This window comes from Streptomyces lanatus (assembly GCF_014655715.1).
GTDB lineage: Bacteria > Actinomycetota > Actinomycetes > Streptomycetales > Streptomycetaceae > Streptomyces > Streptomyces lanatus.
Map to the genome: position 1 here is coordinate 205,009 of NZ_BNBM01000017.1, position 26,063 is coordinate 231,071.

At 70.9% G+C, this 26,063-nt stretch carries 24 protein-coding genes; 10 read left to right on the forward strand and 14 right to left on the reverse strand.

Annotated elements, in window-relative coordinates; all coding sequences use genetic code 11:
• Window positions 1-125: 125 nt before the first annotated feature.
• Window positions 126-944, reverse strand: a complete 819-nt coding sequence (locus IE325_RS35430) for a heme ABC transporter ATP-binding protein (RefSeq protein ID WP_190074233.1) — start codon at window positions 942-944, stop codon at window positions 126-128.
• Window positions 945-1,582: 638 nt separating this feature from the next.
• Complete coding sequence (locus tag IE325_RS35435; protein WP_190074234.1) at window positions 1,583-2,671, reverse strand: FecCD family ABC transporter permease; 1,089 nt, start codon at window positions 2,669-2,671, stop codon at window positions 1,583-1,585.
• Between the two features lie 114 nt (window positions 2,672-2,785).
• Between IE325_RS35435 and IE325_RS35440 the strand changes: the two genes are divergently transcribed.
• Entirely contained in the window at window positions 2,786-3,430 is a 645-nt protein-coding gene (locus IE325_RS35440) for a PhzF family phenazine biosynthesis protein (protein ID WP_190074235.1), read from the forward strand.
• Between the two features lie 9 nt (window positions 3,431-3,439).
• On the opposite strand, the gene IE325_RS35445 is transcribed toward IE325_RS35440, so the two are convergent.
• A complete protein-coding gene (locus IE325_RS35445; protein ID WP_190074236.1) occupies window positions 3,440-4,087 on the reverse strand; it encodes a biliverdin-producing heme oxygenase in 648 nt (215 codons plus the stop codon).
• A gap of 113 nt (window positions 4,088-4,200) precedes the next feature.
• Complete coding sequence (gene map, locus IE325_RS35450; protein WP_190074237.1) at window positions 4,201-5,058, reverse strand: type I methionyl aminopeptidase; 858 nt, start codon at window positions 5,056-5,058, stop codon at window positions 4,201-4,203.
• 81 nt (window positions 5,059-5,139) lie between these two features.
• On the opposite strand from map, the gene IE325_RS35455 reads away from it, so the two are divergent.
• Window positions 5,140-5,370 carry a hypothetical protein gene (locus tag IE325_RS35455; RefSeq protein WP_190074238.1) on the forward strand — a complete coding sequence of 77 codons (231 nt, stop codon included), beginning with the start codon at window positions 5,140-5,142 and terminating at the stop codon, window positions 5,368-5,370.
• Here IE325_RS35455 and IE325_RS35460 read toward each other — a convergent pair whose 3' ends face one another.
• Both IE325_RS35460 and IE325_RS35465 read right to left on the reverse strand, forming a co-directional pair.
• A complete protein-coding gene (locus IE325_RS35460; RefSeq protein WP_190074271.1) occupies window positions 5,371-6,642 on the reverse strand; it encodes an MFS transporter in 1,272 nt (423 codons plus the stop codon).
• A 92-nt stretch (window positions 6,643-6,734) separates the two neighbouring features.
• Complete coding sequence (locus tag IE325_RS35465; protein ID WP_190074239.1) at window positions 6,735-7,337, reverse strand: hypothetical protein; 603 nt, start codon at window positions 7,335-7,337, stop codon at window positions 6,735-6,737.
• A gap of 307 nt (window positions 7,338-7,644) precedes the next feature.
• On the opposite strand from IE325_RS35465, the gene IE325_RS35470 reads away from it, so the two are divergent.
• From IE325_RS35470 to IE325_RS35480, 3 genes are all read left to right on the forward strand, one after another.
• Window positions 7,645-8,718 (forward strand): sialidase family protein, encoded by a 1,074-nt coding sequence (locus tag IE325_RS35470; RefSeq protein ID WP_190074240.1) that lies wholly within the window; start codon window positions 7,645-7,647, stop codon window positions 8,716-8,718.
• Between the two features lie 37 nt (window positions 8,719-8,755).
• Entirely contained in the window at window positions 8,756-9,481 is a 726-nt protein-coding gene (gene npdG / locus IE325_RS35475) for an NADPH-dependent F420 reductase (RefSeq protein ID WP_190074241.1), read from the forward strand.
• A 74-nt stretch (window positions 9,482-9,555) separates the two neighbouring features.
• Complete coding sequence (locus tag IE325_RS35480) at window positions 9,556-9,741, forward strand: hypothetical protein (protein WP_190074242.1); 186 nt, start codon at window positions 9,556-9,558, stop codon at window positions 9,739-9,741.
• Window positions 9,742-9,754: 13 nt separating this feature from the next.
• Here the strand turns inward: IE325_RS35480 and IE325_RS35485 are convergent, their stop codons facing one another.
• On the reverse strand, window positions 9,755-10,555 hold the full coding sequence (locus IE325_RS35485) for a site-2 protease family protein (RefSeq protein WP_190074243.1): 801 nt from the start codon (window positions 10,553-10,555) through the stop codon (window positions 9,755-9,757).
• A gap of 115 nt (window positions 10,556-10,670) precedes the next feature.
• Between IE325_RS35485 and IE325_RS35490 the strand changes: the two genes are divergently transcribed.
• Together IE325_RS35490 and IE325_RS35495 are read left to right on the forward strand one after the other, a co-directional pair.
• Window positions 10,671-10,811 (forward strand): DUF6578 domain-containing protein, encoded by a 141-nt coding sequence (locus IE325_RS35490; protein WP_190074273.1) that lies wholly within the window; start codon window positions 10,671-10,673, stop codon window positions 10,809-10,811.
• A 112-nt stretch (window positions 10,812-10,923) separates the two neighbouring features.
• Entirely contained in the window at window positions 10,924-14,229 is a 3,306-nt protein-coding gene (locus IE325_RS35495) for an AfsR/SARP family transcriptional regulator (protein ID WP_190074244.1), read from the forward strand.
• 18 nt (window positions 14,230-14,247) lie between these two features.
• Here the strand turns inward: IE325_RS35495 and IE325_RS35500 are convergent, their stop codons facing one another.
• The 6 genes from IE325_RS35500 to IE325_RS35525 form a co-directional block, all read right to left on the reverse strand.
• Entirely contained in the window at window positions 14,248-15,126 is an 879-nt protein-coding gene (locus IE325_RS35500; RefSeq protein ID WP_229912239.1) for an ABC transporter permease, read from the reverse strand.
• Window positions 15,123-16,148 (reverse strand): ATP-binding cassette domain-containing protein, encoded by a 1,026-nt coding sequence (locus IE325_RS35505; RefSeq protein WP_190074245.1) that lies wholly within the window; start codon window positions 16,146-16,148, stop codon window positions 15,123-15,125. The genes IE325_RS35500 and IE325_RS35505 overlap by 4 nt, the downstream gene beginning before the upstream one ends.
• 256 nt (window positions 16,149-16,404) lie before the next feature.
• A complete protein-coding gene (locus IE325_RS35510; RefSeq protein ID WP_190074246.1) occupies window positions 16,405-17,628 on the reverse strand; it encodes an MFS transporter in 1,224 nt (407 codons plus the stop codon).
• Window positions 17,629-17,775: 147 nt separating this feature from the next.
• Window positions 17,776-18,747, reverse strand: a complete 972-nt coding sequence (locus IE325_RS35515) for an endonuclease/exonuclease/phosphatase family protein (RefSeq protein ID WP_373315273.1) — start codon at window positions 18,745-18,747, stop codon at window positions 17,776-17,778.
• A 269-nt stretch (window positions 18,748-19,016) separates the two neighbouring features.
• Window positions 19,017-19,646, reverse strand: a complete 630-nt coding sequence (locus tag IE325_RS35520) for a TetR/AcrR family transcriptional regulator (RefSeq protein ID WP_190074248.1) — start codon at window positions 19,644-19,646, stop codon at window positions 19,017-19,019.
• Window positions 19,647-19,731: 85 nt separating this feature from the next.
• Window positions 19,732-21,321, reverse strand: coding sequence for an MFS transporter (locus IE325_RS35525; protein WP_190074249.1), 1,590 nt, complete (start codon window positions 21,319-21,321; stop codon window positions 19,732-19,734).
• A 193-nt stretch (window positions 21,322-21,514) separates the two neighbouring features.
• On the opposite strand from IE325_RS35525, the gene panB reads away from it, so the two are divergent.
• Together panB and IE325_RS35535 are read left to right on the forward strand one after the other, a co-directional pair.
• On the forward strand, window positions 21,515-22,390 hold the full coding sequence (gene panB / locus IE325_RS35530; protein WP_190074250.1) for a 3-methyl-2-oxobutanoate hydroxymethyltransferase: 876 nt from the start codon (window positions 21,515-21,517) through the stop codon (window positions 22,388-22,390).
• 170 nt (window positions 22,391-22,560) lie between these two features.
• Window positions 22,561-23,118, forward strand: a complete 558-nt coding sequence (locus IE325_RS35535) for an HAD domain-containing protein (protein WP_190074251.1) — start codon at window positions 22,561-22,563, stop codon at window positions 23,116-23,118.
• 32 nt (window positions 23,119-23,150) lie between these two features.
• Here the strand turns inward: IE325_RS35535 and glnA2 are convergent, their stop codons facing one another.
• A complete protein-coding gene (gene glnA2 / locus IE325_RS35540; protein WP_190074252.1) occupies window positions 23,151-24,512 on the reverse strand; it encodes a gamma-glutamylpolyamine synthetase GlnA2 in 1,362 nt (453 codons plus the stop codon).
• A 298-nt stretch (window positions 24,513-24,810) separates the two neighbouring features.
• Between glnA2 and IE325_RS35545 the strand changes: the two genes are divergently transcribed.
• Window positions 24,811-26,007 (forward strand): globin domain-containing protein, encoded by a 1,197-nt coding sequence (locus IE325_RS35545; RefSeq protein ID WP_190074253.1) that lies wholly within the window; start codon window positions 24,811-24,813, stop codon window positions 26,005-26,007.
• The last annotated feature ends 56 nt before the right edge of the window (window positions 26,008-26,063 follow it).

A 26,063-nucleotide genomic window follows, 5' to 3' on the forward strand; every position in this document is an offset into this window, starting at 1 on the left:
AGGCTCCATGGGATGGCCGGAAATGTGCGTGACGAGCCTCACATGCAGGAAGGTGAGGCTCGCCTAACGCAGATAAGGATTACCTAAGTGGCCAAAATTGACCCCATAGTGAAGTCAAAGGAAGGTCAAAGGTTCCGCCGGGGTGCCACGAGCAGCTCCCCTGTCCGAGGATGCGAAAGCACTTCGACGGGCTGGTCATAGACCTCCGACAGCAGCCGCTCCGAGAACACCTCGGCCGGCGGCCCGTCCGCCGCGACCCGCCCGGCGTGCAGGATCGCGACGCGGTGCGCGTACGCGGCCGCGAGCCCCAGATCATGCAGCACGACCACGACGGCGTCCCCGGCCCGGGCCCGCTCCCGGCACACCCTCAGCACCAACTCCTGGTGCTTCAGGTCCAGTGCGGCGGTGGGCTCGTCGAGCAGCAGCAACGGCGTCCGCTGCGCGAGCACCCGGGCCAGCGCGACCCTGGCCCGCTCACCGCCGCTCAACGCGGAGAACGACCGCACCGCGAAGTCCCCCACCTCGGTGGCGGCCATCGCCTCGGTGACGGCTAGGTCGTCCTCGGCGGGGGAGGTGGCATGGGGCGCGCGTCCCATCCGTACGACGTCTTCGACCGTGAAGGGAAACGAGAGGCTCGCCGACTGGGGGAGCACCGCCCGCCGCAGGGCGAGCTCGGGCGCGGTCCAGTCCGCCGCCGGCCGCCCATGAATCCGTACGACACCCTCGACGCCCGGCAGATCACCGGCCAGCGCCCCCAACAACGTCGACTTCCCCGCCCCATTGGGCCCGACGAGCGCGAGCACCTCACCGGCCCGGGCGCCGACGGAGACCCCACACAACACCTCACGGGATCCGAGCCGGACACGAAGCCCCACGGCCTCGGCGAGGGTGTCGCCGGGTTCGGCGGGTGGGGGAGGGGTGGGGCGGGGGCGGAGGAGTCTCATGCGGGGGCTCCTTGGAGGGGCGATTGGGGGTGGCGTGGTACCGCGGAAAAGGCGGGGGGCTGAGCGTCGTCCCGGCGGAAGAAGGGTGGCGCGGTGGTGGGGGAGACGGGCCAAGGGTTGGTGTGGGCGGTTGATGAGGGGGTGCGGTGGCGGGAGGGCTGTCTCCGGGGCTCGCGAGGGGGATCGGTGGGTGGGTGGCGGCGGGGGCGGCCTTGGGTTTGATGGGGCGGTGTGGTGGCGGGCTGGGGGGATGAGGTGGCGTGATGGCGGCGGGTCGGGTCTGCTCTGGTGGTCGGTCGAAGGGGCGGCGGGGCCCAGGTCGGTGACGGGCGGTCGGCGTTGTCGCCGGGTCGGGCCACGTCCGCAAGGGGCGCGGGGAACTGCGCGACCAGCCCCCACCGACCCGCAGCCGGCCCGCAACCCTCACGTCCCCACCGACCCGCAGCCGGCCCGCAACCCTCACGTCCCCACCGACCCGCAGCCGGCCCGCAACCCTCACGTCCCCACCGACCCGCAGCCGGCCCGCAACCCTCACGCCCCCACCGACCCGCAGCCGGCCCGCAACCCTCACGCCCCCACCGACCCGCAACCGGCCCACGACCCACACGCCCCACCAACCCGCAGCCGGCCCACAACCCCTACGCCCACCCCCCTTGCCGCCGCCGAGTTCTCCGTAGCAGCCAGAAGAAGAAGGGGCTGCCGAGCAGGGCCGTGAGCACGCCGAGCGGCAGCTCCGCCGGCGCCGCCACGGTCCGCGCGGCGAGATCCGCCGCGAGCAGCACCACCGCCCCGCCCAGCGCACTGCCCGGAATCAGGAACCGATGCCCCGGCCCCGCCGCCATCCGCAGCAGGTGCGGCACGACCAGCCCGATGAACCCGATGACCCCGGAGACACTGACCGCCGCGGCTGTCAGCAGGGCGACGACAAGGATCAGCGCGACCCGCATCCGCTCCACGTCCACCCCCAGATGCCGGGCGGGCCGGTCGCCGAGTGCGAGCAGGTCCAGGCGGCGTGCGTACATCGGCGCCACCACCAGCCCCACCACCGCACACGGCAGAACCGCCGTCACCTTCGGCCAGGTCGACTGCGCGAGGGAGCCCAGCTGCCAGAAGGTGATCTGGTTCACCGCGGCGGTGTCCGCGAGGAAGATGAACAGACCGATCAGCGCCCCGGCGAAGGCGTTGACGGCGATCCCCATGAGGATCAGCGTCACGACCTCCGTACGCCCGCCCGACCGGGACATCGCGTACACCAGCAGCACGGTGCCGAGCCCGGCGACGAAGGCCATCGCGGGCAGCGTCCAGTTGCCGAGGAAGGTCAGCCCGAGCGAGATCGAGGCGACCGCGCCGACCGCCGCGCCCAGGGAGACCCCGATGGTGGCCGGTTCGGCGAGCGGATTGCCGAACACCCCCTGCATCAACGCCCCCGCACACCCGAGCGATGCCCCGATGAGCAACGCGAGCACGATCCGAGGGAAGCGCACGTTCCACAGCACGGACTCGGCGACCCGGTCCAACTCGCCCCCGCCGAGCCCGACTTTGTGCTGGATGGAACCGAGGACGTCCCCGACGGGAATCGGGTAGGCGCCGATCCCGGCGGCGACCGGGACGAGGGCGAGCAGCGTGAGGCTCAGCCCGACGGTCAGCAGCCAGGCCCTGGTGTGCCGTCGCCGCGGTGGTGTCGAGGCGACCGCCTCGGACGGCGCGGCCTTCTCCAGTACGGTCATCCCGCGTTCCCCTCGGTCCGCCGCCGCTTCAGCAGCGCAAAGCTTAGGTTAGCCTTACCTTCACTCGCCACCTTCTTCGGCGCCTCCCCCTCCCGCAAGTGCTTCAATTCCCAAGTGACTGATTACGACGTCGTCCGCGTCTTCTGCGGACCGACCGGCGGATACGGCAACGAACTCGGCGTAGTCCGCGAGGGATCCGTGCTTCCCGACCCCGCGGAACGGCAGGAGTTCGCGGCGAAACTCGGGTTCAGCGAGACCGTGTTCGTGGACGACCCCGAGCGCGGTGTCATCGACATCTACACGCCTTCCTCGCGGCTGCCGTTCGCCGGGCACCCGTGCGTAGGTGCGGCCTGGCTGCTCGACGTGCCCGAACTGGTCGTTCCGGCCGGGGTGGTCGGGGCGCGTCAGGACGGGGAGTTCTGCTGGATCGAGGCGCGGGCGGAGTGGGCGCCGCCCCGCACCCTGCGGCGGTACGGCAGCGCCGCCGAGGTCGATGATCTCGCGGTGCCTCCGGCCGGGGAGTGGGTGTATGCCTGGGCGTGGGAGGACGAGCCGGGCGGGCGGGTGCGTGCCCGTGGCTTTCCCGGGAGGGGCGACGGTGTCGAGGAGGACGAGGCCACGGGGGCGGCGGCGCTGCTGCTGACCGATCAGCTCGGCCGCGCCCTGAACATCACCCAGGGCGCGGGTTCCCAGATCCTCACGGCACCGCAGCCTGGGGGCTGGGTGGAGATCGGCGGGAGGGTGTTCCTGGAACGGTGACGTGCGCGGTCAGGCGGACAGGGGGAACTCTTCCGCCAGGGCCCGGAAGACCGCCGTGTTCAGCGCGAACGCCCGCTTGCACTCCGCCACGATCCGCTGCTTCTCCAGGTCGTCGGCCTGGACGCCGTCCAGCAGTTCGCGGTAACTCCGCTTGAACGCTGCCGGGTTGGTGATCTCCTCGAAGACATAGAAGCGGACTCCATCACCCTTACGGGCGAATCCCCATGTCTTCTCCGCCTTGTCGCGGATGATCTGCCCGCCGGAGAGGTCGCCGAGGTAGCGGGTGTAGTGGTGGGCGACATAGCCGGCCGGCCAGTCGGCGGCGCACTCCCGCACCCGCTCCGCGTACGCCCGCGTCGCCGGCAGCGCCGACACTCCCGCGCGCCACTGCGGACCCCGCAGATGCGCCAGGTCCCGCTCCAGCGACGCCAGCCGGAACAGCTCCGGCCGGATGAACGGACCGGCCACCGGGTCCGACGCCAGCCGCTCGGCGCCGGCCTCCAGGGCCTCGTACACGAACCACAGCTGCTCGGTGTACCGCGCGTACGCCTCCACGCCCAGCCGGCCGCCGAGCATGTCGCTCATGAACGTCGAGGTCTCCGCCTCGGTGTGCTCTTCGTGGGACGCGGTGCGGATGACTGTCGAGAAGGAGTCCATACGAGTATCCTCTTAGGTTAGCCTTACCTAAGTCAATAGCTTTGCCGACAGCATGTCGGTAAAAGGGTACCGAGAAAACCCGCCCTCCGCAGAGGACGGGTTCCGGCGGCCGGCTACGGCAGGGTGAGGATCTCCGTCCCCGTCTCCGTCACCACCAGTGTGTGCTCGAACTGCGCGGTGCGCCTGCGGTCCTTCGTGACGACCGTCCAGCCGTCGTCCCACATGTCGTACTCGTGCGTGCCCAGCGTCAGCATCGGCTCGATCGTGAACGTCATCCCGGGCTGGATGACCGTCGTCGCGTGCGGGCTGTCGTAGTGCGGGATGATCAGGCCCGAGTGGAAGGACGAGTTGATGCCGTGGCCGGTGAAGTCACGGACCACGCCGTAGCCGAAGCGCTTGGCGTACGACTCGATCACGCGGCCGATGATGTTGATCTGGCGGCCCGGCTTGACCGCCTTGATCGCGCGGTTCAGGGACTCCCGGGTGCGCTCCACCAGCAGACGGCTCTCCTCGTCCACCTCGCCCACCAGGTACGTCGCGTTGTTGTCGCCGTGCACGCCGCCGATGTACGCCGTCACATCGAGGTTGATGATGTCGCCGTCGCGCAGGACCGTGGAGTCCGGGATGCCGTGGCAGATCACCTCGTTGACGCTGGTGCACAGGGACTTCGGGAAGCCGCGGTAGCCGAGCGTCGAGGGGTAGGCGCCGTGGTCGCACATGTAGTCGTGCGCCACCTTGTCCAGCTCGTCCGTGGTCACACCGGGCGCGATCAGCTTCGCCGCCTCGGCCATCGCCCGCGCGGCGATACGGCCGGCGACGCGCATCGCCTCGACGGTCTCCGGGGTCTGCACCTCCGGACCCTTGTACGGGGTCGGCGCGGGCTTGCCGACATACTCGGGCCGGCGGATGTTTCCGGGTACGGAACGGGTGGGAGACAGCTCCCCTGGTACGAGCAGCGACTGGCCAGACATGCCAGCGAGTCTAAGACAGCCGCCATGGGGGACGATGACCGTGGCGATCCCAGTGGCGATCCCAGGTGAAAGGAGCCGGTCATGGCCCTGTTCAAGAAGCGCGCGGTCGGCAAACCGGGCGAGTGGTACTACTGCCTCGTCCACAAGAAGGTCGAGGAGGGCCCGGAGTGCCCGGCCAAGGACCGCTTCGGGCCGTACACCAGCCGCGAGGAGGCCCAGCACGCCATGGACCTGGCCCGTGAGCGCAACCTGGAGTGGGAGAACGACCCCAGGTGGCACGACGCCCCGACGGGCCCGGCGGACGACAGCTGATCAGCCCTGCGCCGGTGCGGCTGCTGCCGCCGCGCGCTGCTCCCGCAGCCGTACCGCGTGCTCGTTCGTCCGCGCGTCGTACGTCATCAGCTTCGGCAGACACAGCGCCAGCAGCCCCACCGCGCCCACGCACAGCAGCCCGCCCGACCAGACCGACGTCCGCACACCGCGCCAGGCCGCGACACCGCCCAGGTAGGTCTGGCCCAGCTGCGGGCCCACCGAGTACGACAGCAGCTCGATCCCGGCGAGCCGGCCGCGCAGCTCGTCCGGGATCGTCTGGTTCCACATCACCCCGCGGAAGAGTCCACTGACCATGTCGGCGCAGCCGCCGAGCGTCAGGAACAGCAGCACCAGCCATACGTTCCTGGAGACACCGGCCGCCGCGATGGCCACGCCCCACAGCGCCGCCGACACCACGACGGCCCGCCCGTGCCGGTGCACCCGCGAGGTCCAGCCGCTGGTCAGGCTCACCAGCATCGCGCCCGCCGGGATGGCGGCGTACATCAGGCCCAGCGACCAGGGGGCGTTCAACTCGTCCGCGAGGAACGGCAGTACGGCCAGCGGCATCGCGAACAGCATCGCCGCGATGTCGATGACATAGGTGCCGAGCAGCTCCTTGCGGCCCCAGGCGTAGCGGGCGCCCTCCGCGATGGCCTTCAGGGACGGCTTCGCGGCCTCGTGGGATGCGGGGGAGGGGGCGAGGCCGATGACGAACACGACGGACACGGCGAACGTCAGCAGATCCACGCCGTACGCCCAGCCGAGCCCCGCGTACGCGACGACCACACCGGCCAGGGCCGGGCCCGCGACACCGCCGACCTGCCAGCGCAGCGAGTTCAGGGCGCCCGCCGCCGGGAGATGGTCATGGGCGACGATGCGGGGCAACAGGGCGTCCATGGCGGGGCGTTGCACCGACACCAGCGCGGAGGACAGGGCGGCGATGACGTACAGCGGCCACACGGCGGGCCGCGGCAGCAGGGCGTTGAGCAGCAGTACGGCGCTCAGCAGGCCCTGCCCGGCCTCCGTCCACACGATCAGCTTGCGCTTGTCCAGGGCATCGGCCAGCGCACCGCCGTACAGCCCGAACACCACCAGCGGCACCAGCTCCACGGCCCCGATCGCCCCGACCGCCGCGGCGGACCCGGTCAGCTCCTTGATCTGCACGGGCAGCGCGACGAAGGTCAGAAAGCTCCCGAAGTACGTGACCAGACCCGCCAGCCACAGCTTCCGGAAGTCGGCGGAGGCACGCCAAGGGGCGAGGTCGGGAAGCATGGCGCGCAGGCGGGAGGGCGAGTCGGAGGTCACGACGGTTCATGTTCGGGTGGGGTATGTGGGGCGGGCAACCGAATTTGCCCGCCGGCGGCTCACCACCGCGGCGGTGGCGGTGCCGTCAAGGACTCCGCCAGCCTCGACAGCCGGTCCCGGAACCGACCCCGCCCCCTCCCGGAGGGCACCGCGTTCTCGCCGGCCGCCGCGCTCACCAGGTGCTGGACGGTGTCCAGGTCCAGCTCCGCACCCTCCGGCACGGCCAGCGTCTCGTGCGCCATGGCCGTCAGCTCGCCCTCACCGGGGCCGAGCGCCAGCACCGTCGCCCCGGCCCGCCGCACATCGTGCACCCGTTCCAGGAGCGGTGCCCCCGGCCGGTCCGGCGCCACCACCAGCAGCGTCTCCCCGCGCCGCGCCGCCGCCAGCCGCCCGAGCCCGACCGCCAGATGCGCCGGATCCGAGGCCCGCGCGTCATGCCGTACGAGAGTCGGGGCCAGCTCCGGCGTCCCCGACCACGCGGCCTCGTCCACCAGATGCGCCGCCAGATGCCACGGCTCGTACTCCCGCGTGCCGACCAGCAACAGCCCACCACCATGCGCCACCGCCGACGCCCGCAACGCCCCCGCGAACCGCCGGGTCGCCCCCAGCCACTCGGTCCCGGCGAGCACGTCACGCAGCAACGCGACACGTACGGCATCCATGCGACCGCATCCTGCCATAGGGCCTGTTCCGAGTTCCCCGCCTGCGCCCCGACGCCCGGCACGCACCCTCGCCGCACGGCGCCACAGGACAGGTGGCTCCGCCACATGACCTGCGACGCCGCACGCCGAGGGCACGCACCGAACGCCGCTGCGCCCGCGCTTCGCGCGGACGACGGGGAACTCGGAACAGGCCCTAACCGACCACTCGTGACCCGGAGTTCACCACGAATTCGCCCAACCTGGGCAGACGCCTTCGTTATCCCGCACAATCGCCCCGGCGGTGATACCGGCGACCCGAGGAGCTCCGATGACAGAGACCAGCGTCCCGTTCCGCGCCGGCACCGAGGGCTACGCCAGCTTCCGCATCCCTGCCGTCGTCGCCGCCGCGACCGGCACCCTGCTCGCCTTCTGTGAGGGCCGGGTCAACTCCGCCGCCGATCATGGGCACATCGACATCGTGCTGAAGCGGTCGACGGACGGCGGCCGCACCTGGGGGCCCCTGGCGGTCGTGGGCGACAACAACTACCACCTCGCGGGCAACCCCGCCCCGATCGTCCTGGACACCGGCCGGATCCTGCTCGTCTACATCCGCAATCATGTGAGCGCCACCGAGGCCGGCATCCTGCGCGGCGAGGTGAGCGACGCCGACGGGCGGCGGATCTGGGTGCGGTACAGCGACGACGAGGGCGTCACCTGGTCCAGCTCCAAGGAGATCACCGCGCAGGTGAAGCGGCCGGGGTGGAGGTGGTACGCCACCACGCCCGGCCACGCCATCCAGCTGAGCACCGGCCGGGTCGTCGTCCCCGCCAACCACACGATCCCGCCCACCGGCGACGACATCGGCACCGAGGCGAGATACAACAGCGGCCACTGTCTCCTCAGCGACGACGGGGGTGGCAGCTGGCGCATCGGCTATGTCGACGAGAACACCGACGGCTACATCAACGTCAACGAGACCACCGCCGCCGAACTCCCCGACGGCCGCGTCTACTTCAACACCCGCAACGACTCCGTGTCCCCCGGCAACCGCGCCGACGCCTACTCCGGCGACGGCGGCACCACCCTCACGAAGCCCTTCCGCCCGCAGGCCGGCCTCGTCGCCCCCATCTGCCAGGCCAGCGTCCTCCAGCTCCGCGACCCCGACGTGCTCCTGTTCTCCGGTCCCGCCGACCCCGGCGCCCGCGCCCTGATGACGATCCGCGCCTCCACCGACCACGGCGTCACCTGGCGCGCCGTGTACCCGGTGGACGGGCTGCCCGCCGCGTACTCGGACCTGGTCCGGATCGACGAGGACACGGTCGGACTCCTCTACGAGACCGGCGACTTCGGCCCGTACGAGAGCATCACCTTCAAGCGGGTGCCCGTGAACCGGCTCACCTGAGCGATCGGCGCGGGCGGGGCGGACGTAAAGTCGGCCCATGACCTCTACCGACAGTGCACAGCAGCCCGCCGACACCCCCGCGAAGGCCCCGGCCAAGGACCCCTGGGACCTCCCCGACGTCTCCGGGCTCGTCGTCGGCGTGCTCGGTGGGACCGGGCCGCAGGGCAAGGGCCTGGCCTACCGGCTGGCCCGGGCCGGACAGAAGGTGATCATCGGCTCGCGGGCGGCGGAGCGCGCCCAGGCCGCCGCGGAGGAGCTCGGGCACGGCGTCGAGGGCGCCGACAACGCCGAGTGCGCCCGCCGCAGCGACATCGTGATCGTCGCGGTGCCGTGGGAGGGGCACGGCAAGACGCTGGAGGCGCTGCGCGAGGACCTCGCGGGCAAGCTGGTCGTCGACTGCGTCAACCCGCTCGGCTTCGACAAGAAGGGCGCCTACGCCCTCAAGCCGGAGGAGGGCAGCGCCGCCGAGCAGGCCGCCGCCCTGCTGCCGGACTCCCGGGTGACGGCGGCCTTCCACCATCTGTCGGCGGTCCTGCTGGAGAACCCGGACATCGACGAGATCGACACCGATGTGATGGTCCTCGGCGAGGTCCGGGCCGACGTCGAGATCGTCCAGGCGCTCGCCGGCCGCATCCCCGGCATGCGCGGCATCTTCGCCGGGCGGCTGCGCAACGCCCACCAGGTGGAGTCGCTGGTCGCGAACCTGATCTCGGTGAACCGGCGCTACAAGGCGCACGCGGGGCTCCGCGTCACGGACGTCTGAGGAGATGGGGGACACTGTTCGGGTAGCTGTGCCAGCGGCTGCGCCCAGCAGTGTCCCCGAAGGAGCCGAGTGAAATGCCCCGCCTTGGTGTCTATGCCCTGATCGTCTGTGTGCTCGCCGTGGCCGCGGCCGTGGTCTCCTTCGCGCAGGGCAGCTGGCTGGGGATCGTGTGGGTGCTGCTGGCGGGGCTGTCGTCGAACATGACCTGGTACTACCTGAAGCGGGCCAGGGACGAGCGACGGGGCTCGGCCACCGGCTGACCGGCGGCCCGGCTCACGGGACGAGCGAGCAGCCCTCGTTCGAGCCCTGCCAGAAGCGGTAGAGGTTCTCGCCGCAGTAGCGCTCCACATCATGGACGTCCAGGCTGTCCAGGATCGTGTAGATCAGCTGGAAGAACTCGCGGTTCACCGCGGGGACCATGAGCAGCGCGAAAACGAACAGCAGCCCGAACGGGGCGAACGGCTCCACCTGGCGCCTGATGTTGTGCGACAGCCAGGGCTCGATCACGCCGTAGCCGTCCAGACCCGGCACCGGCAGGAAGTTCAGGATCGCGGCCGTGACCTGGAGCAGCGCGAGGAAGGCGAGCGCGAAGCGGAAGTCCCGGGGGACTCCGTCCAGCGCGTCCAGCCAGAACGGCGCGGTGCACACGGCGGCGAACAGCACGTTCGTCAGCGGGCCCGCCGCCGAGATCAGACTGTGCCGCCAGCGGCCCCGGATCCGGCCGCGCTCGATGAAGACGGCACCGCCGGGGAGACCGATGCCGCCCATGATCACGAAGATGACCGGGAGCACGATGCTGAGCAGGGCGTGCGTGTACTTCAGCGGGTTGAGCGTGAGATAGCCCTTCGCGCCGACCGAGATGTCACCGCTGTGCAGGGCGGTACGCGCGTGTGCGTACTCGTGCAGACACAGCGACACGATCCAGGCGGCCGTCACGAACAGGAACACGGCCACGCCGGGCTGCTCGGCGAACCCGGCCCAGGTGGCCCAGCCGGTCACGGCGGTGACGGCCAGGATCCCGAGGAAGACGGGGCTGATCCGCCGTTCGCTGCGGCGGCTGAGAGCGGTGGTCATGAGGACGGGCTCCTGAAGGACGGGACGAGGAACGGGGCGGCGGACCTGCCCGACCGTACCGGGCGTACGGGGAAAACGTCTCGCGAGGGGCGGCGGTTCCATGGAGGGTGGGGGCATGGCGATGTGGCAGGTGTTCTACGCGGACTGGCAGATGGAGTGCTGCGGGACGCCGTTCAAGGTGGGCGACGAGGTGAGCTGGCCGCTGCTGCAGAGCGACGGCGACGAGTTCTTGGACCCGAGTGATGGCGACCCTTGAGGTGCCGGACGGGGCTCGCCTCGCCGGGTGAGCTCCCGTGAGCTCCCCACCACCACCCCGCGAACCGCCCCCACTCCCCGACCCTGTGATCGCCCCGACGCCACCAGAGACAATGGACCACGTGCGCTACCGGATCCTCGGCTCCACCCAGGTACTACGCCCCGACGGCCGCCCCGTTCCGGTCGGCGGGGCGCGGCTTCGTGCCCTGCTCACCGTGCTGGCGCTGCGGGCCGGGCGGACCGTGCCCGTGGGGCTGCTGGTCGACGAGGTGTGGGGCGGGGAGCCGCCCGTCGACGCCACGGGCGCCCTCCAGGCGCTCGTCGGACGGCTGCGGCGGGCCCTCGGGGCGGACGCGATCCTCTCCGCGGAGGGCGGCTACCGGCTCGCCGCCGCGCCCGACGACATCGACCTGCACCAGTTCGAGCGGCTCGTAGGCGAGGGCACGCGCGCGTTGGCCGACGGCGACCCCGCCAAGGCGGCCGGCGTCCTCGACGACGCCCTCGCCCTGTGGCGCGGCCCCGCCCTCGCCGACCTCCCCGACCGCACCGCCGAGGCCGTCCGGCAGGAGACCCGCCGCGTCGACGCCCTGCGCGCCCGCCACACCGCCGCCCTCGCCCTCGGCCAGGCCGAGCAGTCCCTGCCCGAGCTGACGGCCCTGTGCGACACCCATCCCCTGGACGAGCCCCTCCAGGCCCTGCGCCTGCGCGCCCTGCGCGACGCGGGCCGCACGGCTGAGGCGCTGGCCGCCTACGAGGACGTACGCCGACTCCTGGCGGACCGACTGGGCTCGGATCCCGGCCCGGAACTGCGGTCGCTGCATGGGGAGTTGCTGCGGCTGGGGGAGGGCGCGCATGCGGGAGAGCGCGGAGTCCGGCCGCAGGTCGACGCCGGGGCGGGTGGGTCGAAAGACGGGGGCGGCCGGGTCGGCAACCTCCGTGCCCGGCTCACCTCTTTCGTCGGGCGTGAGGCCGACATCGAGGCCATCCGGGGTGACCTCGCCGCCACCCGGCTCGTCACCCTGCTCGGCCCCGGCGGCGCCGGGAAGACGCGGCTGTCGCAGGAGGCCGCCGAGACCGTGCGGGACGGTGTGCCGGACGGGGTGTGGTTGGCCGAGCTCGCGCCGGTCGACGACCCGGGGGCCGTACCGGAGGCCGTGCTCACCGCCGTCGGCGCCCGCGAGACCGTGCTGTACGGCGCCGGTGCCGAGGCCATGCGGGCGGCCGGCGAGCGGCACGACGACCCGGTCGAGCGGCTCGCCGAGCACTTCGGCAGGCGCCGGGTCCTGCTGATCCTGGACAACTGCGAGCATGTCGTCGAGGCCGCCGCCCATCTCGTCGAGGAGCTGCTGGAACGCTGTCCGAAGCTGACGGTGCTGGCCACGAGCCGTGAACCCCTCGGCGTACCGGGCGAGTTGCTGCGCCCCGTGGACCCGCTGCCCGAACCGGTCGCGCTGCGGCTGCTGGCCGACCGGGGAGCGGCGGCGCGGCCCGGCTTCCGTACCGAGGCCGACCCGGCGGCCTGCGCCGAGATCTGCCGGCGGCTAGACGGACTGCCCCTCGCCATCGAGCTCGCCGCCGCCCGGCTGCGCATGATGACCCCACGTCAGATCGCCGACCGGCTCGACGACCGCTTTCTGCTGCTCACCTCCGGCAGCCGTACCGTCCTGCCCCGCCAACAGACGCTGCGGGCCGTCGTCGACTGGTCCTGGGAGCTGCTGGACGAGGACGAACGGGAGGTGCTGCGGCGGCTGTCCGTCTTCGCCGGCGGCTGTGACCTCGCCGCCGCGGAGGCCGTGTGCGGGCCCGCCGCCCTGGAGGCCATGGGCTCCCTCGTCGACAAGTCCCTTGTCGTGGCCACCCCTTCGGGCGACGGCGGGATGCGCTACCGGCTGCTGGAGACCGTCGCCGAGTACGCCGGCGAACGGCTCGACGAGACCGGCCGACGGGCCGAGGCCGGCCGCGCGCATCTGACGTACTACCGCGAACTCGCCCGCACCACCGACCCGTTGCTGCGCGGCCCCGGCCAGCTCGCCGCCATCGAGCGGCTGGAGCGCGAGTACGAGAACCTGCGCACCGCCCTGCGCTTCACCGTCGCCGGCGGCGAGGAGCAGGAGGCGCTGTGTCTGATCCTGTCGCTGGCCTGGTACTGGCAGATGCGGGACCTGCGCGTCGAGGCCCGCAACTGGGCCCGGGAGACCATGGCCCTCGGCCCCGACCCGTTCACCGCAGCCGGCCCGCCGGCCGAGCCCCTCTGGGAGCGCTGCACGGACAGCCCGCCGCCCTGGACCGGAGCGGTCCTCGCCGAGGCCCGGCGCGGACTGCACCTCGTCCATCTCGCCTGCATGGACACCGAGCTGGACGCCTGGCAGACCCCGGAGGCGCAGTCGAAGCTGCACACCATCGCCGCCACCTACCAGCCGGGCCAGCCGCAGACCTGCCGTATCCCGGGCTCCCTGTGGTTCTTCGCCGTCATGCTCTCCGGGGACATGGCCCGGCTGCGCACGGTCATCGACGCCACCGTCCGCACCTCGCGCGAGACACCCGGATACGACTGGGAGCTCGCCGCCAGCCTGCAGTGGCGCGCCAACCTGTTCGCCAACCGCAGCGACTGGGCCGGTGACGCGACCCGCGACGCCGAGGAGTCACTGCGGATCTACCGGCGCCTGGGCGATCTGTGGGGCACCGCCGAGGCGCTCTCCGCGCGGGCCGAGTCCCATGAGCGCAAGGGCCGTTACGACCTGGCGGGCGCCGACTACGAGGCGGCGATCGAGATCGCCGAACGGCTCGGCGCCCGTGCCCAGAAGGCGGTGTTCATGTCCCGGCTGGGCAGCGCGCTGCTGGAGTCCGGCGAGCCCGAACGCGGTGAACAGCTCCTGCGCGAGGTGATCACGGTGCAGGAGGGCTCGGGCAACGCGGCGATGCCCGCCGCGCGGCTCTTCCTCGCCGGACGGCTCGGCATGACCGGCCGGATCGACGAGGCGCGTGAGCAGATCCGGCTGCTGCGCGAGGAGTTCCGCGCCGCCCACTTCATCGTCTTCGACGCCTCCATCCTCGGCACGGAGGCCCTGCTGGAGGCGGTCGACGGCAGGCCCGAGGCCGGTCTGGACAAGGTCCGCGGGGCGCTGGAGAAGGCCCACGACCCGCTGTCCCAGGCCATCGCCCCGCATATGCGCGCCATGTACCTGCACATCGCCGCCCTCGCCCTCGCCGCCGTCGACGGCAGCGCCCGCGACGGCGCCCGCTGCCTCGCCGCCGGCGACGCCCTGCTGCCCGAGGGCCACTTCCAGTCGGCCATGGAGCGCGAGACCCACACGAGGGCCGAGCGGGCGCTGCGTGCCGCACTCGGCGACGCCGCCTTCGAGGCGGCGTACGCGGAAGGCGGCGGCCTCTCCTACCCGGAGGCCGCCGCCCTCGCCTGACACGCACGTAGGCGCGGGTCAGCTCTTGGTACGGAACTTGTGGATGGCGATCGGCGCCATCACCGCGGTGATGGCCACCGACCAGCCGAGCGTCACCCACAGATCGTGGGCCACCGGCCCGCCCACCATCAGTCCGCGCGAGGCGTCGGCCAGCGTGGACAGCGGGTTGTAGTCGGTGAAGGCCCGCAGCCAGCCCGGCATCGTGGTCGTCGGCGCGAAGATCGACGAGCCGAACTGCAGCGGGAACAGCACCAGGAACCCCATCGCCTGCACGGACTGCGCGCTCTTCATGATCACGCCCAGGGTGAGGAACACCCACATGATCGACGAGGCGAACGCCGTGGACAGCGCCACGGTCGCGAACAGCCCCGGCCAGTTGGTGATGTCGAACCCGACCGCGACGGCGACCACCATCAGTACGGCGGTCGCGAACAGCATCCGCATCAGCTCCACGGAGATCTTCGCGAAGAGCACCGAGCCCCGCCCGATCGGCAGCGACCGGAAGCGGTCCATCACACCGGAGTTGAAGTCCTGGCTGAACCCGGTGCCGACGCCCTGCGAGAGCGTCATGCTCATCATCGCGATCATGCCCGGGATGACGTACTGGACGTACCGGTCCTGTCCGCCGCCCAGCGCCTGCCCGATCGAGCCGCCGAAGACGAACACGAACAGCAGCGTGAAGATGACCGGCATCAGCAGCGCGTCGGCCATCGACTCCGGGTCCTGCCGGATCCACAGCAGATTGCGGCGGACGAGAGCACCGGTGTGCCGCACATGCCCGCGCAGCGGGATACGGGCGTCATCGGTGGGAGCTGAGGTGGGTACTGCGGTGGTGGTCGAAGGGGCGGCGCGAAGCGCCTCGTTCAGGGTGGTGGTGGGCGACGGGCGGGAGCTCATACGGCGACCTCCTCGCGGTCGTCGACGGGCACGGTGTCCTGTGGCGCACTGGCGCGGTGGCCGGTGAGCGAGAGGAACACCTCGTCCAGGCTGGGCAGTTCGGTGGTGATGGCGGCGAGCGTGATGCCGCGCGCGGTGACGGCGCCGACGACGGCCGTCAGCTGCTCGTCGCTGAGGATCGGCACCAGGAGGGTGCCGGAGGCGGGGTCCACGGTGGTGGTCGCGAGCCCGGTGATGCCGAGATCGTCGAGATACCCGGCGAGCGGCCCCAGCTCCAGCGCGTCGACCGGTCGGATCCTGAGCGTCCGCCCGCCGACCCTGGCCTTGAGCTCCTCGATCCCGCCGCCCGCGACGACCTTGCCCCGGTCGACGACGGTCAGCTCGGAGGCGAGCTGCTCGGCCTCCTCCATGTACTGCGTGGTCAGGAGCACGGTCACGCCGTCCCCGACCATGGCCTTGACCTCGTCCCACACCTCGTTGCGGGTGCGCGGGTCGAGCCCTGTGGTCGGCTCGTCGAGGAAGAGCACGGCGGGCCGCCCGATCATGGAGGCGGCCAGGTCGAGCCGCCGCCGCATACCGCCGGAATAGGTGCTCGCCGGCCGCTTGGCGGCCTCGGTCAGCGAGAACCGCTCCAGCAGCGCGTCGGCACGCGCACGTGCCTCCTTGCGCGGCAGATCGAGCAGCCGCCCGATCATGTACAGGTTCTCCCACCCCGGGAGCTTCTCGTCCACGGAGGCGTACTGCCCCGTCAGCCCGATCACCCGGCGCAGCTGCCGAGGCTGCCGTAGGACGTCGTATCCGGCGACGGTCGCCTGCCCGGCGTCCGGCGCGAGCAGCGTGGACAGGATCCGCACCAGGGTGGTCTTGCCCGCCCCGTTCGGCCCCAGCACGCCCATCACGGTGCCCTCACGCACCTCCAGGTCCACACCGTCCAGAGCCTTGGTCTCGCCGTAGTGCTTGACCAACCCCCGCACGGAGACGGCACCACTCACGCCGCCCGGCTTGTCGTCGATTTCCTTCATGGGGAAGACGGTGCCACTCCCCACCGACAAACCACCGACAGATCACCGACAGAACAAACAACAACCGGTGGGGCAGCGCCCTGCCTTTGTCTTTTGTCTTGAGGGGCGCGGGACCTGCGCGATCAGCCACGACCGTCTTTAGGGGCGCGGGGCTGTATCGATATGCGGCTCCGCCGCGTGGGCGCGACCAGCCACGACGAACCCGCACCCGACAACTCACACAGCGAGGCACATCAGTAGTCGCACCGCTCAGAAGCTAACGCCGAACGGTTTCACCCAACCGAGGCACCCGCCCAGCAACCACCCGCTCCCGCCCGACCCGCGGAGCAACCCGTCGCCGATCCACCGCATACGCCACCCCGGCAACCCCCAGCCCCAGCACACCGAGCCCCGCACCGGCCACCGCGGGAGACGTCACCCCGAACCCGGCCGCTAGGGCCAGCCCTCCGATCCAGGCCCCACCGGCGTTCGCGAGATTGAACGCCGCCTGATTCGCGGACGACGCCAGGGAAGGCGCCGCCGAGGCCTTCTCCATGACCATCAGCTGCAACGGGGACCCCGTCACGAACGCGGCCATACCGAGCAAGGTCACCGCGAGCGCCGCACTCCACGCCGCCGACATCAGCACCGGGAACAGCGCCAGCACCCCGGCCAGCGACAACAGCCCGCCGAACAGCGTGGCCCGCAGCGCATGGTCCGCGAGCCGTCCGCCCAGCAGATTGCCCACCGTCGCACCGACCCCGAACAGCGCCAGCAGCAGCGTCACACTCGCGTCGGCGTACCCCGCGGCGTCGGTCAGCATCGGCGTGATGTAGCTGTACGCGGCGAACAGCGCGCCGAAGCCCGCCACCGTCGTGCCGAGCGCCAGCCACACCGGCAGGGAGCGCAGGGCGGCCAGCTCGCCGCGCAGCCCGGCCGCCGGGGCGGCGTGTGCCTCGGCGCGCGGAATGAGCAGCGCCAGCGCCGCCATCGCCGCGAGGCCGATCGAGCTCACCCCGAGGAAGGTCGCCCGCCAGCCCAGGTGCTGCCCCATGAGGGTGGCCACCGGGACGCCCGCGACATTGGCCATGGTCAGGCCGAGGAACATCAGGGACACGGAGCGGGCCTTGCGCTCCGGCGCGACCATGCTCGTCGCCACGACCGCGCCCACGCCGAAGAAGGCGCCGTGCGGCAGACCGCTGAGGAAGCGGGCGGCCAGCAGCCAGTGGTAGTCGGGGGCGAACGCGGACAGGGCGTTGCCCGCCACGAACAGGGCCATGAGGCCGATCAGGACGGTGCGGCGCGGTATGCGGGCCGTGACCGCCGCGAGCAGCGGGGCGCCGATGACGACGCCGAGCGCGTACGCCGAGACCAGATGTCCGGCGGTGGGGATCGAGATGTGCAGGTCGTTCGCGACTTCGGGCAGCAGGCCCATCATCACGAACTCGGTCGTACCGATGCCGAAGGCTCCGACGGCGAGGGCGAGCAGCGCCAGGGGCATGAAGGGCCTGTGCCTTTCAGGGGAGAGCTGGGTTCCATGACATGACTTGATATGTTCAAGTGCGGAACAAAGTCTCTCAGGCTCAGTATTCCGGCCGCTGACAGACAGGTGGCCAAGACCTGTCCGGACGGCGCTGACCTGGGGTTTTCAGGACGCGGATGTGTCGACCTTCACACGCGCCGCGACCGGCAGATGGTCGCTCCCGGTCTCCGGCAGCGTCCAGGAGGTCATCGGCTCGATGTCGCGCACCATGATCTGGTCGATCCGCGCCATCGGGAACGACGCCGGCCAGCTGAAGCCCATCCCGCTGCCCGAGGCGCCCTGCGTGGACCGCATCTGGGCGGTGACGGCGCGCAGCGCGCGGTCGTTCATCGTCCCGTTCAGGTCGCCGAGCAGGACGACCTTCCGGATCGGCTCGTCGGCGATGGCCTCGCCCAGCGCGTTGGCGCTCTTGTCGCGCTGCCGGGCGGTGAACCCGGCCTCCATCTTCACCCGCACCGACGGCAGATGCGCCGCGTACACCGCGACCTGCCCGGCCGGAGTGGCCACCGTGGCCCGCATGGCCCGGGTCCAGCCCAGCTCGATGTTGACCGGTTTGACGTCGGTCAGCGGGTACTTGCTCCACACCCCGACGGTGCCCTGCACCGAGTGGTACTTGTACGTCGACGCCAGCGCCTTCTCGTACGTCGGGACCGCGTCCGCCGTCAGCTCCTCCAGGGCCACGACGTCCGCGCCGGACGCGGCGACGTCCTGGGCGGTGCCGGACGGATCGGTGTTGTCGGCGTTGACGTTGTGCGTGGCCACCGTCAGGTCGCCGCCGCTGCCGGTCTTGTCGGTGAGCTGGCCGCCGAAGAGGTTCAGCCACACGATGGCCGGAAGCAGCACGGCGATCAGCGCGGTCGCGGACTTCCGCACCACGGCCAGCACCAGAAGGACCGGGATGAGCAGGCCCAGCCAGGGCAGGAAGGTCTCGGTGAGCGAGCCCAGATTGCCGATGGCGTTCGGGATCCGCGCGTGCAGCCCCATCACCAGGGAGAGGATCACGGCAACGGCCGCCAGCACCAGCCCGCGCCGCCAGATACGCACGTCCCCGTGCCAGCCCGAGACCAGGCGATTCATCAGGCGCCGGACCCTGGATTCCCGGCGCTCGGGCTCCGAGTCACCGCTGTCCGTCTCCGTCACGTACGCCTGCTGCGCCATACCGTCGCCTCACTACCTGCCGTGCACACCGTCGTCCCCCCGCGCCCATGGAAACCCTAGGGGATGATCGGCTCCGTTCATGCCGTACTCATGACGGCCGTACGGGGGCGAGGACGTACAAGTCGGCGTCGTGAGTTCCGGTTACGGCGAGGGAAAGCGCGCTCTGTGACGAAACGCGCACATGCGTGCTACGGGGTCGGTGAACTGACGGGCCGTAGACCTTCCAGCGCCGCGTCGGCCATCAGTTCCGCCAGCCCTTGCGGGAGGTCGGCGTCCGGGCGCATGACGGCACGCACCAGCATCGGGCCGAAGATCATGTCGTTCATCACGTCGACATCGAGGTCCGCGCGCAACTCGCCGTTCTCCTGCCCGCGGCGCAGGATCGCGTGCTGCTTCCTGCGTCGCGGTTCCACGACGATGGCGTGATAGGCCTCCCAGATCTTCGGGCTGTGCTTCATCTGGGCGATGACGTTGTGCAGCAGCACCGACGAACGGCTCATCAGGCCGCGCTGCCGCAGCTGTTCGAGCAGCGCCACGACATCGTCGCGCACCGAGGTGCCGGGCAGTTCGGGGTCCGGGGGCTCGGCGGCGCGTACGACGTCGACGAACAGCTCCTCCTTGCCGTTCCAGCGGCGGTAGATGGTGGCCTTGCCGACGCCCGCGGTACGGGCGATCCGCTCGATGGACAGCTCCGCGAGCGGTACGCCCTCCTCCAGCAGCCTGATGACGCCCTCGATGATGGACCGCTCCACGGCCTCGCTGCGGGGGCGGCCCCTGGTGGGTCCGTCCTGCCGGGGATGACTGTCGGCGAGGCTCACGGGTCGGTCCTTTCGTGGGGGTGTGCTGATTGTCCCCCGGGCGCGGGGCCGTCACGTACGACGGCCGGGGCGTCGGCCATGCCGGCTACTCAGAGGCCACCAACTCCCGCTTCTCCTCGCCCTCCTGGGACGCCTCGGGCCGCCCAGGCAGGAACAGCGCCACCACCACCGCGCCGAGCACCGCGATGCCCGCTCCCCACAGCGCCGTGATGTGCATGGCGTGCAGGAAGGCATCGTGCGCCGGGCCGATGAGGGCCTCGCCGCGCGGGCCGAGTTTGTCGGCGACGCCGAGCGTGGCCTCGATGGACTCGCCCGCCGTGTGCCGTACGCCCTCCGGGAGCGCCGTCAGCCGGTCCTCGATGTCGGTGCGGTACGCCGTCGACAGCACCGAGCCGAGGACGGCGATGCCGAGGGCGCCGCCGACCTGGCGGAAGGTGTTGCTCAGCGCGGAGGCGGAACCGGCCTTCTCGCGCGGCAGGGCCTGCATGATGACGACGCTGATCGGCGTCATGATGTGCGCCATCGCGGCGCCCATCAGGAAGAAGACGACCTCCAGGATCCAGATCGGCGTGTCCGCCTCGAAGGTCGCGAACGCGGCCAGGGTGAGCGCGATGAGCAGCATGGCGCCGGTGGTCGTGGCCCGGTTGCCGAACCGGTCGACCAGCAGCCGGGCGCGCGGCGCGAAGATCATCTGGGCGGCGGCGAGCGGCAGCATCAGCAGACCGGTCTGCAGGGGCGAGTAGCCGCGCACGCTCTGCGTGTAGAAGACCGAGAAGAAGGTCACGCCCATCAGCGCGAAGAAGACCAGCGCGATGACGCCGATCGCGGCGGAGAACACCTTGTTGCGGAAGTAGCTGATGTCGATGGACGGATGGTCGCTGCGCTTCTCGAACACGACGAAGGCGGCGAGTACGGCGAGCCCGGCCCCGATGGTCGCCAGCACCGTCACATCCGTGAAGTCGGCGAGCTGGCCGCCCTTGATGATGCCGTAGACGAGAAGGACGAGCCCGACGACGGAGAGCACGACCCCGAGGGGATCGATCCGCCCCGGATTCGGATCACGGGAATCCGGAACCAGCCACACCATCAGCCCGAGCGCGAGCAGCACGATCGGCACATTGATGAGGAAGACGGACCCCCACCAGAAGTGATCGAGGAGGAGGCCACCGGTGATCGGCCCGATGGCGATGGCGAGCCCGACCCCGCCCGCCCAGATCCCGATGGCCTTCGGCTGTTCCTCCCGCTCGAAGACGTTCATCAGGACGGCGAGGGTGGCCGGCATGACGAAGGCGGCGCCGAGGCCCATGACCGCGCGGAAGCCGATGAGTTCGCCCGGCGAGCCGGAGAACGCGGCGAGCGCGGAGCCGATGCCGAACACGGCGAGTCCGCCGAGCAGCACCTTCTTGCGGCCGAGCCGGTCACCGAGGATGCCCGCGCTGAACAGCAGGCCCGCGAAGACGAGGGTGTAGGCGTTGATCGCCCACTCCAGCTCGCTCTGCGTGGCGCCCAGGCCGGTCGGCTCGGGGGTCGAGATGGTCTTGATGGCGACGTTCAGGATGGAGTTGTCCAGCACGACGATCAGCAGGCTGAGCATCAGCACACCGAGGATCGCCCAGCGGCGCCGGTGGATGGCCTCCGGTATCCGGGGCCCGGTGTCAGCGACGGGAGAAGTCATGCCATCGACCCTAGAAGATTTTCGATACGGCACCGTCTCGTATCGTAAATTTTTACCGAGCTCTTAACCGAGCTCTTACGCGGGGTGGATCTCACACGAGGGGGCCTGGCCCCCGCTGGCACGAAGTGCCACCATGGAGGGGAGTCCGGGGACGCCGTCAGGGCGCCTCGAGATGACAGAAGGAGCCGTTGCCATGACGCAGCTTTCGGCTGCCCAGACGCCTCAGGCGAAGCCCTCCGACGGCAGCAAGGCGCTGTACGGGGGAAAGAGCACCCGCCGCATCACCGTCCGGGACATCGCCCTCGCCAAGGAGCGCGGCGAGAAGTGGCCCATGCTCACCGCGTACGACGCGATGACCGCGTCCGTGTTCGACGAGGCCGGAATCCCGGTCATGCTCGTAGGCGACTCGGCGGGCAACTGCCACCTCGGCTACGAGACGACGGTCCCCGTCACCCTCGACGAGATGACGATGCTCTCGGCCGCCGTAGTCCGCGGCACCTCCCGCGCCCTGATCGTCGGCGACCTGCCCTTCGGCTCCTACCAGGAGGGCCCGGTGCAGGCGCTGCGCTCGGCGACCCGGCTGGTGAAGGAGGCCGGCGTCGGGGCGGTCAAGCTGGAGGGCGGCGAGCGCTCGCACCGCCAGATCGAGCTGCTGGTCGAGTCCGGCATCCCGGTGATGGCCCACATCGGCCTCACCCCGCAGTCCGTCAACGCCATGGGCTACCGCGTCCAGGGCCGCGGCGAGGAGGCGGCGGCACAGCTCATGCGGGACGCGAAGGCGGTCCAGGACGCGGGCGCGTTCGCGGTCGTCCTGGAGCTGGTCCCGGCGGAGCTGGCGGCCGAGGTGACCCGCGTCCTCCACATCCCGACGGTCGGCATCGGCGCGGGCGCGGAGACCGACGCGCAGGTCCTCGTCTGGACGGACATGCTCGGCCTGACCGCCGGCCGCGTCCCGAAGTTCGTCAAGCAGTACGCCAACCTCCGCGAGGTCATGGGCAATGCGGCGAAGGCCTTCGCGGACGACGTGGTCGGCGGAACGTTCCCCCAGGAGGAACACTCCGTCCACTGAGCCCTGTAGGGCTCCCCTGAACCACTGCGGCACCACCACGACAGCCCGCCGATCTTCCCCCGTCGGCGGGCTGTCCCTTTGCCCGCGCGGCTAGGCTGCCATCGGCACGGCCAGGATCGATCAGACACGATCGGACATCGATCAAACATTGAGCAGACAGGGGGGAGACCATGAGCCGCCCCCTCCTGTTCCTCGACGTGGACGGACCCCTCAACCCCTATGCGGCCAAGCCGGAGAAGCGCCCCGCCGGCTACACCACGCTGAGAGTGCCCCAGGCCGGTGGGACCACGGCGGAACACCGCCAACTCCCGTTCCGGCGCGGTCCTTTGCGTGTCTGGCTCAACCCGGACCACGGCCAGGCTCTGCTGCGGCTCGACTACGAGCTGTGCTGGGCCACGACATGGATGGCGGACGCCAACCGGTGGATCGCCCCGGTGCTCGGCCTTCCCGAACTCCCCTTCGTGGACTTCGGCGACGCCTTGTTCCAGGAGCGTCCCGACGGGGTCCACTGGAAGACCGCGCCGCTGGTGGCCTACGCCGACGGCCGCCCCTTCGCCTGGGTCGACGACGAGCAGGGTGATCCGGACCATGCCTACGTGACCGCACATCACCATGCGCGTGGGCTCCTGCACCACGTCGACCCGCGGATCGGCCTGCGCGAGGGCGACTTCCGGGTTCTGGCCGACTTCGCCCGTACCGCGGGCACGGCAAGGGCCGACGGTCCCTGACCGTCGGCCCTTGAATCGGCGGGCAGCCTGCCCTACAGCACCGGCAGATTCTTCCGCAGCTCGAACGCCGTCACCTCGGAGCGGTACTCCTCCCACTCCTGCTTCTTGTTGCGCAGGAAGAAGTCGAAGACGTGCTCGCCCAGGGTCTCGGCGACGAGGTCGCTGCGCTGCATTAGGGCGAGGCCCTCGCCGAGGTTCTGGGGGAGGGGCTCGATGCCCATCGCGCGGCGTTCGGCGTCGGAGAGGGCCCAGACGTCGTCCTCGGCGCCGGGCGGCAGCTCGTAGCCCTCCTCGATGCCCTTGAGGCCGGCGGCGAGGAGGAGGGCGTAGGCCAGGTACGGGTTGGCGCCGGAGTCCAGGGAGCGGACCTCGATGCGGGCCGAGCCGGTCTTGCCGGGCTTGTACATCGGGACGCGGACCAGGGCCGAGCGGTTGTTGTGGCCCCAGCAGATGTACGACGGGGCCTCGCCACCGGCGCCCGCGGTGCGCTCGGAGCCGCCCCAGATGCGCTTGTAGGAGTTGACCCACTGGTTGGTGACCGCGGAGATCTCCGCCGCGTGCCGCAGCAGGCCCGCGATGAAGGAGCGGCCGACCTTGGAGAGCTGGTACTCCGAGCCGGATTCGTAGAACGCGTTGCGGTCGCCCTCGAAGAGCGACAGGTGCGTGTGCATGCCGCTGCCCGGGTGCTCGGAGAACGGCTTCGGCATGAACGTCGCATGCACGCCCTGCTCCAGCGCCACCTGCTTCATGACCAGCCGGAACGTCATGATGTTGTCGGCCGTCGACAGCGCGTCGGCGTAGCGCAGGTCGATCTCCTGCTGGCCCGGGGCGCCCTCGTGGTGGGAGAACTCCACCGAGATGCCCATCGACTCCAGCATGGTGATCGCCTGGCGGCGGAAGTCCATGCCGACGTTGGTCGGGGTGTGGTCGAAGTAGCCCGAGTTGTCGGCCGGCATCGGCCGTGAGCCGTCCAGCGGGCGGTCCTTCAGAAGGAAGAACTCGATCTCCGGGTGGGTGTAGAAGGTGAAGCCCAGGTCGGAGGCTCGGGCCAGGGCGCGCTTCAGCACATACCTCGGGTCCGCGAAGGACGGTGAGCCGTCCGGCATGAGGATGTCGCAGAACATCCGGGCCGTGCCGGGGGCCTCGGCCCGCCACGGCAGGATCTGGAAGGTCGAGGGGTCCGGCTTGGCGATCATGTCGGACTCGTAGACCCGGGCGAAGCCCTCGATCGCCGAGCCGTCGAAGCCGATGCCCTCGTCGAAGGCCTGCTCCAGCTCGGCGGGCGCCACGGCCACGGACTTGAGGAAGCCCAGAACGTCCGTGAACCACAGCCGTACGAACCGGATGTCGCGCTCCTCCAACGTCCGGAGCACGAATTCCTGCTGCTTGTCCATCTTCCGCTTCCCCATCCTTGCTGGTCAGGCCGCCTGTCTCCGGTGCAGCGGGAGGCGGTCGGGCACCTGAGCATCACACCACAACACCATTTCAGGCGCGTTGCCGACCTTGATCATCGGCGCAGGTGTCGCCATGCACTGCTCTGCTGCCCATCTTGCCTGCTCGGACCGACATCCGTAATGCCCGGCCACACCGACATCCGCCGACCCACGCCCAGGACCCACCCCGGCTTAATTGGTATTTCAGATGCAAGTTTTAATGGGGGCTGTCCAGGCTTGTCGAGCTTCAGGAGACCCGATGCTGTCCGAGCAGTCCGCCGCCACCGTGCGCGCCACCCTCCCCGTCGTCGGCGGGGCCATCGGTGAGATCACCGAGCGCTTCTACGCCGGGATGTTCGCCGCCCGCCCCGACCTGCTGCGCGACCTGTTCAACCGCGGCAACCAGGCGGCCGGCACCCAGCGGCAGGCCCTCGCGGGATCGATCGCCGCGTTCGCGACGCACCTGGTGGACCACCCCGACGAACGGCCCGACGCGATGCTGAGCCGCATCGCCCACAAGCACGTCTCCCTGGGCATCGCGCCGGAGCAGTACGCACTCGTCCACGAGCACCTCTTCGCCGCGATCGTCGACGTGCTCGGCGAGGCCGTCACCCCCGAGGTCGCCGCCGCCTGGGACGAGGTGTACTGGCTGATGGCGAACGCGCTGATCGCGATCGAGAAGCGGCTGTACGACGAGAGCGGCGGACCCGGCTGGCGGGAGTGGGAGGTCGTCGGGCGCGTCGAGGAGACCGCAGACGTCGCCACCTTCCGGCTGCGCCCCGCCGACCCCGGCCCCGTGCCGGACTTCCGCGCCGGACAGTACGTCTCCGTGCAGGTCGAGCTGGCGGACGGAGCCCGGCAGATACGCCAGTACAGCCTCTCCGCCGCGCCCGGCTCGCCGGTACGCCAGTTCAGCGTGAAGCGCGTGTGCGACACCGCGGGGCCCGACGGCGAGGTCTCCGGCCACCTCCACGCGCGCGTGCGCGTCGGCGACCGGCTGCGCCTGTCGGCGCCGTACGGCGATCTGGTGCTCCCCGCCCAGGACGCCGCCGCACCCCTCCTCCTCGCCTCGGCCGGCATCGGCGTGACCCCGATCGTCGCCATGCTCGGCCAGCTCGCGGACCATGGACACGAGGGCCCCGTCCTCGTCGTGCACGGCGACCGCTCGCCCGCCGATCACGCCCTGCGCGTCGACCACGAGGCGTACGCGGAGAAGCTGCCGGACGCGTCGGTCCACTTCTTCTACGAGACGGGCGCCGAGGAGCCCCACCGCACCGGCCTGGTCGACCTCACCGGAATCCCCGTACCGAACGGCACACGCGCGTACCTGTGCGGACCGCTGCCCTTCATGCGGGCGGTGCGGACCCAGCTGATCGAGCGGGGTGTGGCACCGGCCGACATCCACTACGAGGTGTTCGGGCCGGATCTGTGGCTGGCGCGACAGGGTCGGTCCTAGGTGTATTGATCACGAGCGTTGTTAACGCTGGGCGGGCTTGATCATGGCGAAGGCCT